The 12,497-nt window shown below is 63.7% G+C and carries 11 protein-coding genes; 6 read left to right on the top strand and 5 right to left on the bottom strand.

Going from position 1 to position 12,497, the window contains the following annotated elements; translation table 11 throughout:
- The first annotated feature begins 18 nt into the window (after nt 1–18).
- Nucleotides 19–822, top strand: a complete 804-nt coding sequence (locus tag BB28_RS20680) for a GAP family protein (protein WP_046254860.1) — start codon at nt 19–21, stop codon at nt 820–822.
- 99 nt (nt 823–921) lie between these two features.
- Here BB28_RS20680 and BB28_RS20675 read toward each other — a convergent pair whose 3' ends face one another.
- Entirely contained in the window at nt 922–1,815 is an 894-nt protein-coding gene (locus BB28_RS20675; protein WP_052740304.1) for a CPBP family intramembrane glutamic endopeptidase, read from the bottom strand.
- Nucleotides 1,816–2,058: 243 nt separating this feature from the next.
- Between BB28_RS20675 and BB28_RS20670 the strand changes: the two genes are divergently transcribed.
- The 3 genes from BB28_RS20670 to BB28_RS20660 all read left to right on the top strand — a co-directional run bounded on the left by BB28_RS20670 (nt 2,059) and on the right by BB28_RS20660 (nt 5,414).
- The gene (locus tag BB28_RS20670) at nt 2,059–2,823 is read left to right on the top strand and encodes an acyl-[acyl-carrier-protein] thioesterase (RefSeq protein WP_046256029.1); all 765 of its coding nucleotides are present in this window, start codon (nt 2,059–2,061) and stop codon (nt 2,821–2,823) included.
- 271 nt (nt 2,824–3,094) lie between these two features.
- The gene (gene aceA / locus BB28_RS20665) at nt 3,095–4,387 is read left to right on the top strand and encodes an isocitrate lyase (RefSeq protein WP_046254859.1); all 1,293 of its coding nucleotides are present in this window, start codon (nt 3,095–3,097) and stop codon (nt 4,385–4,387) included.
- A gap of 157 nt (nt 4,388–4,544) precedes the next feature.
- Complete coding sequence (locus tag BB28_RS20660; protein ID WP_046254858.1) at nt 4,545–5,414, top strand: 3-hydroxybutyryl-CoA dehydrogenase; 870 nt, start codon at nt 4,545–4,547, stop codon at nt 5,412–5,414.
- Nucleotides 5,415–5,633: 219 nt separating this feature from the next.
- On the opposite strand, the gene BB28_RS20655 is transcribed toward BB28_RS20660, so the two are convergent.
- From BB28_RS20655 to BB28_RS20640, 4 genes are read right to left on the bottom strand one after another with little or no spacing between them, the layout of a single operon-like run.
- Nucleotides 5,634–7,616 carry a 5-oxoprolinase/urea amidolyase family protein gene (locus tag BB28_RS20655; protein WP_046256028.1) on the bottom strand — a complete coding sequence of 661 codons (1,983 nt, stop codon included), beginning with the start codon at nt 7,614–7,616 and terminating at the stop codon, nt 5,634–5,636.
- 5 nt (nt 7,617–7,621) lie between these two features.
- Nucleotides 7,622–8,230, bottom strand: coding sequence for an urea amidolyase associated protein UAAP2 (locus BB28_RS20650; protein ID WP_225421952.1), 609 nt, complete (start codon nt 8,228–8,230; stop codon nt 7,622–7,624).
- Nucleotides 8,227–9,060, bottom strand: coding sequence for an urea amidolyase associated protein UAAP1 (locus tag BB28_RS20645; protein ID WP_046254856.1), 834 nt, complete (start codon nt 9,058–9,060; stop codon nt 8,227–8,229). The genes BB28_RS20650 and BB28_RS20645 overlap by 4 nt, the downstream gene beginning before the upstream one ends.
- Nucleotides 9,060–10,610: an amino acid permease gene (locus BB28_RS20640; RefSeq protein WP_046254855.1), complete on the bottom strand. Its 1,551-nt coding sequence runs from the start codon at nt 10,608–10,610 to the stop codon at nt 9,060–9,062. The genes BB28_RS20645 and BB28_RS20640 overlap by 1 nt, the downstream gene beginning before the upstream one ends.
- A 260-nt stretch (nt 10,611–10,870) precedes the next feature.
- On the opposite strand from BB28_RS20640, the gene BB28_RS20635 reads away from it, so the two are divergent.
- Together BB28_RS20635 and BB28_RS20630 are read left to right on the top strand one after the other, a co-directional pair.
- The gene (locus BB28_RS20635) at nt 10,871–11,530 is read left to right on the top strand and encodes a TetR/AcrR family transcriptional regulator (protein WP_046254854.1); all 660 of its coding nucleotides are present in this window, start codon (nt 10,871–10,873) and stop codon (nt 11,528–11,530) included.
- A gap of 74 nt (nt 11,531–11,604) precedes the next feature.
- Nucleotides 11,605–12,474 (top strand): cyclopropane mycolic acid synthase family methyltransferase, encoded by an 870-nt coding sequence (locus BB28_RS20630; protein ID WP_046254853.1) that lies wholly within the window; start codon nt 11,605–11,607, stop codon nt 12,472–12,474.
- Nucleotides 12,475–12,497: the final 23 nt, after the last annotated feature.

Here is a 12,497-nt window from a genome sequence, read left to right as displayed (position 1 = left end):
CAGAGTAGGGTTACCGATATGTGGCGCGAACTGTTGGGGTTGGCATTTTTGATGTCACTCAATCCGGTGCTGCTCGGCCTGATTTTGGTGGTCATATCGCGACCTCGACCGGTGCAGAACCTTCTGGCCTTCTGGGTTGGCGCACTGATCGTGAATGTGCCGTCCTTCCTTGTCGCGCTTTTCGCACTGCATCTCGTCCCGAGTTTTGCGTCCTTCGCGAAGAACCTTGCGACGGCGGACCCGGGCTCGTCGGTCAAGCCTTTGCAGCTGGGCACCGGTGTGCTGTGCATTGTGCTGGCCGTAGTGATCGCGGTGCGGCTTCGGTCGCGCAAGCGAGAGAATCAGCCTGTGGCCGCCGGCGGGGGCGGAGATTCGTCGGTTTTGGTCCTCGATCCAGAGACGCCGACCGCCGAACCCCAGTCTGTCGGCCGCATCAGAAGTGCCATCGCCGTTGTGGTGTCGAAGTTCCGGCGTCTTTTTCACCATGGCAAGGGCGCCTGGGAGAACGGGGCGCTGTGGGTCGCCCTGGTCCTCGGTATCGGATACATGCCGCCGCCTCCGCTGGTGCTGCTCGTCGACACCATCATCGTCGGCTCGGGAACCTCAATGGGTACGCAGATTCTGGCTGCCATCGTTTTCGTCTTCGCGATGCTCGCCGTTTTCGAGGTGGCACTCATCAGTTACGTGATCGCTCCGGCGAGGACTCAAGCCGTTCTGGAACCGGTTCACAATTGGGCGCTTGCCCACCGACAACTGGTGCTGCTCATCCTTTTCGCGGTGGTCGGGGTCTGGCAGGTACTTACCGGCGTAGGCATCGTCTAGCTGCGCGGTCAGCAGGGCAACTACGACAACGCTTTTCGAGTCGCCGCCGGACTCTGCGTCATTGCGGCGGTGATGTGTCTTTGCGTGCGGGAACGATCATCAGCTGATGAGCATGTCGAGGTAGATCAGGTTGACGGCGATGTGAATGGCTATCGGAGCCCAGATGTTTCGATATCGGCTCCATAGATAGCCCTGCATCACGCCGAATGTTCCCTGGACCGCCACGATGGTCGCAAGGTCCACGGCCAAGGTGGTGGCGTGGACGTGTGAGGCGAGGTGCATGCCGGCAAAGAGCACCGACGCGGTGGCGATGGCCGGCCAGCGGCCCACCAATGACTCCAAGCGGGTCTGTACAAAGCCCCGGTAGAACACCTCCTCGAGCACGCCCGCGGTCAGCAATGTGATGAGCGATGCCACCGCCACGGTGACGGGATCAGGCAGGCTGGACAGGGAGCTGGCGGGCGGTGCGAGGGGGCCCAGTCGGGCGAGTGTGATCCACGCGACGACCGGAACGATCGGCGTCAGCATGCGAGTGCGGTCCAGGCGGGGGCTCCACCGAGCCCGGGGGCCGTCCCCGCGCAGCATCCGAAAGGCCAACAGGGGGATCACCAGAAGCATCAGCACCTTGACGGAGCTGTACACGGCATCGCGCGGTATCCCGGCGGACGTCGCCGTGATGACCAGGGCGGGAAACGCGAGGGCCGCTCCCACCAATACCCATACCTCACGGATGAGGCGCCGCCGATCGATGTCGGCAAGCGGGTCGATCGCCGGCAGATGCTGCGGTACCAGGCGCGTGAGCAGCAGCACGATCAGTGTTGAGGCCAGCGGCATCCAGAGCGGATAGGAGCCGGCCGCTTCATCCGAGGAGAATCGGACCAGGGTGTGGCCGGTGATGGCGAGTCCACCGATGGCGATGACGAACAGCAGGCCCGCGGCTGCGAGAAGACCTCGGCCGACCCGGTTGTTACGTTCCGGCCGCGTGGCTACCACCAGGTGATCGTATGGCCCAGCGGAGAGCTTGCCGCGTGAGCGAGCCTTGAAGCATGCGAGATCGTTTGGCCCTCAACCGAATACGCTGTGACACGCCGTCGATGTTTGACCGGTTTCGACTGTGGGACGATGGATTGCGAAGAATGCGCGGTTGACGCAGTCTCCGTCGTGCCGGGAGTCGGCGTGACCTCGCGAAAGGACCGAACCGTGAGCGTGGAAGCCAGCACCGGCCTCGACAAGGACATGATGCCGGTTCCGCACGCGCATCCGCACGTCTACGAGGGGCGTTGGCCCGTTCGCATCGCCGACGTCGACTCCGGCGGGCGTCTACGGCTTGATGGAGCCGCTCGGCATATCCAGGACATCGGCCAAGATCACCTTCGCGGCGTGGAGGCGGAGGACAGCCACCCGCACTGGATAGTCCGCCGCACCATGATCGACGTGATCAGGCCGATTGAGTTCAAGGAGGCGCTGTGGCTGCGCCGCTGGTGTTCGGCCACCTCCAATCGGTGGTGCCAAATGCGGGTGCGGCTGGATGGCAGAGCGGGCGGCCTTATCGAGTCCGAGGCGTTCTGGATTCACGTCAGCCGCGAGACCCAGGGGCCGGCCCGTATCGAAGACGACTTCCTGGCCACCGTCGCGTCCACCACGGAGGTGGACCGATTGCGGTGGAAGCCCTACAACAAACCCGGTAACCGTGAGACCGCGACCGATGTCCGGGATTTCCCGGTGCGTTTCACCGACATGGACCTGTTCGACCACATGAATAACTCCGTTTACTGGAGCATCGTGGAGGATCACCTCTCGCGGAATCCGGAGCTGCTGTCGGGTCCCTATCGGGTCAGCCTCGAGCATGACTCCGCGGTTTCGCTGGGAGACAAGCTCGAAATCATCACCAACGTCTACGAGGACGGAACCGAGCTCGGCGTCCCCGGTCGCAGTGTTACAACGCTCACATATGTCGTTGGCGACGAAGTGAAGGCTCTCGCATCGATATTCGCTCGATAACTAGACGCGGCGTCGATGGTTAAACAGTACGAGCGTTCTGAACAGGGGATTGTTGGTTACCGATCGGTAGCAACAGTACGGGCGTACGATTAGCCGCTTCGCAAGGTTAGCAAAAGCCCGTTAATACCTAGCGAAAATTGGCATTGGGAACGGGTGGACCTGCGCATATGGTCTGTGACATCGTCGTAACAGTCAACGCAGTGAACATGCCTGGGCGTTAACAATCTGTCTGCGACAGCCAAACGCCAGGGCAAGTAACAGAGGAGCACCAATGTCGAATGTCGGCAAGCCGCGCACCGCGGCCGAAATCCAGCAGGACTGGGACACCAACCCCCGCTGGAAGGGCATCACCCGCGACTACACCGCCGCCCAGGTCGAAGAGCTGCAGGGCAGCGTCGTCGAGGAGAACACCCTGGCCCGCCGTGGCGCAGAAATCCTGTGGGAAGGCGTCACCAAGGGTGACGACTCGTACATCAACGCGCTGGGTGCGCTGACCGGCAATATGGCCGTGCAGCAGGTCCGTGCCGGCCTCAAGGCCATCTACCTGTCCGGCTGGCAGGTCGCCGGCGACGCCAACCTCTCGGGCCACACCTACCCGGACCAGAGCCTGTACCCGGCCAACTCGGTGCCGGCCGTCGTGCGCCGCATCAACAACGCACTGCTGCGTGCCGACGAGATCGCCCGCGTCGAGGGTGACACCAGCGTCGACAACTGGCTGGTGCCGATCGTCGCCGACGGTGAGGCCGGTTTCGGTGGCGCGCTGAACGTCTACGAGCTGCAGAAGGCCATGATCGCCGCGGGTGCCGCCGGTACCCACTGGGAGGACCAGCTGGCCTCGGAGAAGAAGTGCGGCCACCTCGGTGGCAAGGTGCTGATCCCCACCCAGCAGCACATCCGCACCCTGACCTCGGCGCGCCTTGCGGCCGACGTGTCCAACACCCCGACCGTCGTCATCGCCCGTACCGATGCCGAGGCCGCCACCCTGATCACCTCGGATGTCGACGACCGCGACAAGCCGTTCGTCACCGGTGAGCGCACCTCCGAGGGCTTCTACAACGTGCAGAAGGGCATCGAGCCCTGTATCGCGCGTGCCAAGGCCTATGCCCCGTACGCCGACCTGATCTGGATGGAAACCGGTGTGCCGGACCTGGCGGTCGCCCGCAAGTTCGCCGAGGCCGTCAAGGCCGAGTTCCCGGATCAGCTGCTGTCCTACAACTGCAGCCCGTCCTTCAACTGGAAGCAGGCTCTGGACGACGCCACCATCGCCAAGTTCCAGAAGGAGCTGGGGGCCATGGGCTTCAAGTTCCAGTTCATCACCCTGGCCGGCTTCCACGCCCTGAACTACTCGATGTTCGACCTGGCGCACGGCTACGCCCGCGAGGGCATGACCGCCTACGTCGATCTGCAGGAGCGCGAGTTCGCGGCCGAGGCCCGTGGCTACACCGCCACCAAGCACCAGCGTGAGGTCGGCGCCGGTTACTTCGACCGGATCGCCACCACCGTGGACCCGAACACCTCGACCGCGGCGCTGAAGGGCTCGACCGAAGAGGGTCAGTTCCACTAAGCAGAGCCGAGCTCTAGCCGGGCAAATGCGCCCACGTCAAGACTCTCGGTGTGACCCACTGAGTTGACAGCACAGGCCCCGCCCACGTATCCCGTTGGGCGGGGCCTGTGTGCTGGAAAGTCAAAACTAACAACGATGTTCAGGGAGTAGCACGAAGATGACGGATGGAATCACGCGCGTAGGAGTTATCGGCGCCGGGCAGATGGGCGCGGGTATCGCCGAGGTGTCGGCACGTGCCGGTGTCGACGTCCTGGTGTTCGAGACCACCGAGGCGCTGACGACTGCCGGTCGCGACCGCATCACCAAGTCGCTGGACCGCGGCGTCTCTGCGGGGAAGATCACCGAGCGCGAGCGCGATGCCGCCGTCGCCAACCTGAAGTTCACCACCGACCTGGCCGATTTCTCCGATCGTCAGCTGGTCATCGAGGCGGTCATCGAGGACGAGTCCATCAAATCCTCGATCTTCGCCAAGCTCGACGAGGTGATCACCGATCCCGATGCGGTTCTCGCGTCGAACACCTCCAGCATCCCGATCATGAAGATCGCTGCGGCGACCAAGAACCCGGGCCGCGTGCTGGGTCTTCACTTCTTCAACCCGGTGCCGGTGCTGCCACTCGTCGAGCTCATCTCGACGCTGGTGACCACGCCCGAGGCGGCTGCGCGCACCGAGGCCTTCGCCAGCGAGGTGCTGGGTAAGCAGGTTGTCCGTGCTGCCGACCGCTCCGGTTTCGTGGTCAACTTCCTGCTGGTTCCCTACCTGTTGGCGGCCATCCGGATGGCCGAATCTGGTTTTGCCACAGTCGAAGACATCGACAAGGCTGTCGTGGCGGGTCTCTCGCACCCGATGGGACCGCTGCGCCTCTCGGACCTGGTGGGCCTGGATACCCTCAAACTCATCGCCGATTCGATGTACGACGAGTACAAGGAGCCGCTGTATGCGGCCCCGCCGCTGTTGCTCCGGATGGTCGAGGCCGGGCGCCTTGGCAAGAAGAGCGGCATCGGGTTCTACGAGTACAAGGCCAAGTAAGCCACCCCACTGCGCGAGGGCGCACCGTACGCACAGATCTCAGCCCGATCGTGTGCGAACGGTGCGCCCTCGCCGTGTGTGGCGAAAGCCGCTACTTTCGGCCCCTGGAAATGTCGGTGTGCCCATTTCTCTTGACCAAGATCGCCCGGGGTGGTTAATTCAGACAGCAAAGTGACACGCCCCGGTATTCGCGAGCGAGGGGTTCGGGGCGCTCACTTGCTAGACCCGGGCGAATTCGCCCGCAGTGCTCCATGCTTCGCGCTCGGCCGCGTATGCCGAGCGCTGGTGATCGCGGAACTCGCCTATTGACGTCGCGTTTTGGGCAAGGAACGTTGAGTATTCCGCCATGGAAAACAAACCGTCGGTGATCGTGACGCCGCCGGTGCCGCGCCCGGTGGCAAGCTCATCACGCAGTTCGAGCAGCTCCTCGGAGCTCACCGGGTACCAGCTGATCTGGTCGAAGAACCGCAGCAGCCACGGAGTCCCCGGTTCGAACGCGCCGGCATTGTCCGGGTGCCGATGGTTCCAGATCTGCACGGTCCGCCCCACCAGCTGATATCCACCGGGTCCCTCCATGCCGTAGATGCACAGATACGCCCCGCCGATGCCGACGGCGTTCTCGGGGGTCCAGGTACGCGCCGGGTTGTACTTGGTGGTCACCAGGCGATGCCGGGGATCGACGGGGGTAGCCACGGGTGCCCCCAGGTAAACATCGCCGAGGCCCAGTACTAGATATGAGGCGTCGTACACCGTGCGATACACGTCATCGACGCTGTCCAGGCCATTGATGCGCCTGATGAATTCGATGTTCCATGGCATCCACGGGGCATCCGCGCGCACGCCCAGGCGATAGCGCTCCATGGCATCGCGGGCCGAGGGGTCGTCCCACGACAGAGGCATGGCGACCCGGCGGCTGGGCACTACTAGCTCGTCAGAGGCGGGCAGATGCTCGTCGATATCGTCCAGCAGCCCCAGCACTTTGCCCATGGGCAGCTTGTCGGGATCGAAGTGCACCTGCAGCGAACGGATGCCCGGTGTCAGATCGACGATGCCGTTGGTGTGGGTGTCCTCGAGTCGCTGATGCAATGCGTGGACACGCGCGCGTAAGGCCAAATCCAGTGTGATGTCGCCATATTCGACCAAAATGTTGTCATCGCCGCTGCGCCGGTACGTCATATCGGGTGCGTCCTCACGCGCCGGACGGTAGGCCAGTACGCCGTCGTCGCCGTCGCCACGAGTGGAGAACACCGAGGGCCAGTGCCCACGCCGATCGATACCGATCGAGCGCAGCGACGCGCTACGGGAGGCTTCGATTCTGACGAATCGAAGGGTATCGCCCGCGCGCAGCTGACCTAGCTTCCACCGGTCGGCCGAAACCACCGTGACCGGGCAGACAAACCCGCCGAGGCTGGGGCCATCGGGGCCGAGCAAGATGGGGGTGTCGCCGGTGAAGTCCAGGGCGCCAATGGAATACGCATTGTCATGGATGTTTGACGGATGCAGGCCTGCCTCGCCGCCGTCGGTGCGCGCCCATTGGGGTTTGGGGCCGATGAGGCGCACCCCGGTGCGGTCGGAGTTGAAGTGGACCTCGTAGTCGGTCGACAGCAGCTCGTCGATATCGCTGCGGGTGAAGAAGTCGGGTGCGCCGTGCGGCCCCTCGGTGACCGCGAGCTCCCAGTGATGGCCGATGGCCGGTTGCGCGTCACCGGGAATGCACTGCGGTTCGGTGCCGTCGGAGTGCCCCAGCGGGAGGGCGTCTCCGGCAGCCAGGGCACGTCCCGCCGGACCGCCGAACCCACCGAGGGTGAAGGTGGCTGCGCTGCCCAGGAAGTGCGGAACCTGGATGCCTCCGGCAATCAGCACGTAGATCCGCATCCCGGTGTCGGAGGCGGCACCCACGGCGAGCGTGCCGCCAGCGGGAACGGTGACGGCACGCCACTGGGGCACCGGCTTGCCGTTCACGGTGACCAGTGCCGGTGCCCCGGTTACGCAGACGAGTGTGTCCTCGGTGAAATGCAGGGTGGGACCGGCGAGTGTCGCCTCCAGCCCCGGGGCGCCCTCGGAGTTGCCGACGGCCTTGTTGCCGAGCCGGAACGACAGATCGTCCATCGGGCCGGATGGTGGCACACCCACCTGCCAGTACCCGGTGCGTCCGGGCCAGTCCTGCACCGTCGTGAGCATGCCCGGTGCGGTGACCGTCATGATGCTCATACGGTCTCCACCACCATTCGGACCGGGGTGGGATCGAATCCGTTGCACGGGTTGTTGATCTGCGGGCAGTTCGATACCAGCACCAGGGTGTCCACCTCGGCCCGGAGCTTGATCTTCTTTCCGGGTGCTGAAAGGCCGTCGACAATCCCGAGTGTCCCGTCCTCATCCACCGGGACGTTCATATAGAAGTTGATGTTGGACACCAGGTCTCGTTTACCCAGACCCCACTTGGCGCCTTCCAGCAGAAAATTCTCCACGCACGCGTGCTGGTGTTTGGTGTGGTGGCCGTAACGCAGGGTGTTCGATTCCTGCGAGCATGCCCCACCAATGGTGTCGTGGCTGCCGACTTCGTCTTCCACGATGGTCATCAGCGGGCTACCGTCTTCTGCGCGCAACACTGTTCCACTGCGCAGGAACAGGTTTGACTGTGCTGCGATGGTCGTCTGTGCCGAGTAACGCACGGCGGTGTCAGCCGCCGAGTACAAGAGTGTGTCGACGGCCTGGTTGCCCTTCAGGTCGATGATCGTGAGTACATCCCCGGCGGCGACGACAGCGCTCCACGGGGCACGGGCAGGGACGACTTCGTCGAGAACCGGGTTTGTCACAGCATTTCTCCGTTCTGGGCGGCGGCCCAGGCGTCTTCGGTGTTGAGCACCGCACGTTGGTATTCCGGATCGTTGTTGGGCAGGTCGACCAACTCATCGAGCGCGGGCCAGGCCAAAACCTGGGCGGGCCCGGTGTCGAAGGTCTGCGACGGATCGAGCGGGTGGGCGGTGTTCGCCAGCAGGACGATCACCGGCAGGTGGATCAGCAGATCCACCGCAGCCCCCGGGCCGGCGGTGCCGACGCTGTGTAGTGCGCCATCGGCGCCCGCACGTACTCCGTGGAAGAACGACACCGACGGACCGATGTCACGCGGAGCCAGCCCATGCTTTGCGGCGGCCAATGTGAACAGCTCACGCCCCGCGGGGCTCTTCGAATAGAGATCGCCCGCACCATATTTGGCGGCATTCGCGGTCAGCGTGCTGGTTCCGCAGAAGGTGTCGTGATGTCCGGAGCTGTCGGCGACGATGGTGGCCAGCACCCGGCCCTGATCCGAGAGCAGGGGATGCCCGGTGCCGAGATAAGCCTGCCACGGCACCTTGACGGTGTCGGCGACGTTGAGCCGCTCCCAGGGGGCATCGGCGCGCAGCAGCACCACGCTCACGCACGCCGAGCCGGTGACGTCGGTGAGCCGGAGCCGAGTGCCGCGCCCGAGCACCTTGCCGGCGTACCGGCCGCCGGGGATGGTCTCAGCCCAGGTGAGCGTGAGCGGGTCGACATCCTCGGGTGTCCAGGGCCAGTTCGAGGCGGGCAGTACCGGCATCGCGTCGGTGATCTGGCCTGCCTGTGCGCGGGCGTGGTCCCGTGCTCCCTTGGTGGTAGCGGTCGTCATCAGGAGAGCTCCTCGGTGGTGGAATCGGCACGTCGCGGATAGGCCGCGATCCCGGCGATGAGCACCGCGGCGATACAGATCGGAGCTATCCACACCAGATAGGGGTGTGTGCCGGTCGGGTCGAAAACGGCCGCGCGCGGCCAGGACAGGTTGAGCACCATGAAGGCGCCGTAGCAGACGGCAAGGATGTTGATCGGGAGCCCGAATCGTCCGAGAGAGAAGAGCTTTCGTCCGTCGGCATCGGTCTGCCCCACATTCGCGTCCCACTTGCTGCCGCCGATGCCCAAGCGGCGCAACAATAACGGAGTGGTGACCATCAGGTAGGCCAGGTAGATCAGTGCGATACAGACGCTGCAGAGGCTCGTGAACAGCGCGGCATTGCCGAAATTGACCACCAGGATCAACACACAGCACACCCCGACCACCACCGCTGGCGCGATGGGTGTGCCGGTTCGTGGGTTCACGTGCGAGAGCACGGAGGAGAACGGCAGCTTGCCGTCGCGGGCCATCGAGAACATCAAGCGTGAGGCCGCGGTCTGGATGGCCAGGGTGCAGACAAACACCGCGATGGCCACGTCGACGAGCAGCAGGGTGCCGAACGGGGAGGCCAGCTTGCTGTCCAATACATAAGGTAGGCCGCCGGTGGCGAGTTGGCCGTCGGTCAGGCTGGGGGCGGCCATCAGGGCGCCCAGAATCATCAGCGCCCCGCCGATCGCCGACACCACGATCGCGGACAGGATGGTGCGCGGGGCGACCCGGCGCGGGTTCCGGGTTTCCTCGGCGAGCTCACTGGCCGAGCCGAATCCGACAAGCACATAGGCGGCCATGAGCCCTGCTGCCAGGAATGCCCACGGATATCCGCTGCCCGCCTCGCCGGTGTGTAGCACCACGCTCGGACCGCGTTCGGCGCTGGCGAAGAGCATGCCCACCACGGCGACCACACCGACGATCTCGCAGGTGACGCCGATGGAGTTGATGCGGGACATCCAGTTGACCCCGACGGCGTTGATCGCCGTGGTCGCGACCAGAAGCAGCGATCCCAACAACACGGCGTTCGAGGCGCCGCTGACACTGGTCAACGAGGAGTCCGTGCCGATGAGCTGAAAACCGCTCCAGATCGTCGGTAGGACCACCTGCAGTGCGATGGCCGCCGCCGATGCGGTCACGATCTGGGCGATGATCATGAACCAGCCCGCGAACCAGCCCACCACGGCACCGCCGAGCCGACGGGCCCATTGATAGATGGCCCCGGAGATGGGGTAGCGCGCCGCGAGCTCGGCGAAATTGAGCGCCACCATGTACTGCCCGGCGAAGACGATCGGCCAGGTCCAGAAGAAGGCCGGGCCGCCGAAGCTGAACCCGAATGCGAACAGCTGGAAGATCGTCGTCAAGATCGAGACGAACGAGAATCCGGCTGCGAAGGATGCGAATTTGCCAAGGCTCCGGTGTAGCTGAGGTTTGTAGCCGAATGCGGCAAGGTCGTCGGAGTCGGAGCCGGCGATGCTCGCCGCGGACCGGGCCGCGGATTCGGTGGCCGTCGGGGCGTTCATGGGCACTCCCAAGTCGGTCCTCGGGCACCGTTTTGTGCGCCCTGTGTGGTTGGAAAACCCACATCTATGTGGGAAGAAATATCTGTCATGCGATAGGTAAGTAAGTCTGACGGGCGCCCGGTACGCATGGGTGACAGCGCCGTTTCGGAACATGGGCGCGGTGTAACATTGTCGTTTCACAGATGTCGCAGCGATGACGAAACGCTCACCACCCGATGGAATGAGGGCGTTGCCGAGCGGTACATGGAAGGGTCGGCACAATGTCAGGACGACCGCGGCGCATCAGTCCTATTCGCGAAGGAAAAACCACCCGCGACGAGATTCTCGATGCCTCGGCCGAGTTGTTCACCACCGATGGGTTCGCGGCAACCACCACCCGGCGCATCGCCGAGTCGGTGGGTGTGCAGCAGGCCTCGCTGTATTACCACTTCAAGACCAAGGACGACATCCTCGATGCGCTGCTGGCGATGACGATCGACCAGCCCCTGCACTACGCGGGGCTGATCGCCGATCGCCCGGAGCCGCCGGTCGTGCGTCTGTACGCACTGGCGTTGGCCGATGCCGCCCAGCTGGCGGCGAGCCGATGGAACCTGGGTGCGCTCTATCTACTGCCCGATCTGCGTGCCGATCGATTCGCGGTGTTCCGGCGCAAGCGAGACCAGCTCCGCACGCACTATCAGGATCTGGCGGCGGCGGCCGGCCGCGCGGACATGATCCGTGACGGGGTGGAGCGGCTACCTTTCAGGCTCGTCGAGTCGGTAATCATGCTTCGTGCCGACGGTGATTCGATCTCTCCGGAGGCATTGGCGGACGCGACCTTGCGCGTTCTGGGGGTCACAGAGGATGCTCAAGAGGTAGAGGGGGCGGCCAGGGCGCTGTTGGGGCAGTTGGACTGGCCGGTGGCCGTTCCTAAGAGGTAGGCACAGTTGACCGTGCTAGGGTGCCGTCCAGTACAGAGTAGCCAAAATGTGATGGGAATTAGGTGCTGTAGTAAATGTCCGATCTGAAGCCGTACTACGAGGAATCTCAGTCCATATACGACATTTCGGACGAATTTTATGGCCTTTTCCTTGACGAAGAAACCATGGGCTACACCTGTGCGTACTTCGAGCGCGACGACCTGACTCTCGCCGAGGCGCAGCTGGCCAAGTTCGACCTGGCGCTGGGCAAGCTCAACCTTGAGCCCGGGATGACGCTGCTGGACATCGGCTGTGGCTGGGGTGCCTGCCTAGAGCGCGCCATGCGTAAGTTCGACGTCAACGTCGTCGGTATCACGCTGAGCAAGAACCAGAGCGAGTACAGCCGTACGCGCCTGGCGAAGGTGGCGGCGGAAACCGGACGTACCGCCGAGATTCGCATGCAGGGTTGGGAAGAATTCAACGATAAAGTCGATCGAATTGTGACGATCGGCGCATTCGAGGCATTCAAGCAGGAGCGCTACCCGATCTTCTTCGAACGCGCATATGACATTCTTCCCAATGACGGTCGAATGCTTCTGCATACCATTCTGGCGCACACCCAGAAATTCTTCCGGGAAAATGGAATTCCGCTCACCATTAGTGACCTGAAATTCATGAAATTCATCGGCGAGGAGATCTTCCCCGGCGGGCAGTTGCCGGCCGTTGAGGACATCGAGAAGCTAGCTGCTGACTCCGGGTTCAACTTGGAGCGCGTGCATTTGCTGCAGCCGCATTATGCGAAGACCTTGGATATCTGGGCACAGAATCTTGAACAGCGCCGCGAGGAAGCCATCAGGATTCAGTCTCAAGAGGTTTACGACCGCTTCATGCGGTACCTGACCGGTTGCGCGGACTTCTTCCGTCGCGGTATCACCAACGTCGGTCAGTTCACCCTCGTCAAATAGCGAGACTTAACAGGGCAACGCCG

It is taken from the genome of Mycobacteroides chelonae CCUG 47445 (assembly GCF_001632805.1).
Taxonomy (GTDB): domain Bacteria; phylum Actinomycetota; class Actinomycetes; order Mycobacteriales; family Mycobacteriaceae; genus Mycobacterium; species Mycobacterium chelonae.
Note: the sequence above shows the minus strand (reverse complement) of the source record. Positions and strands in the feature narration are given on the sequence as shown.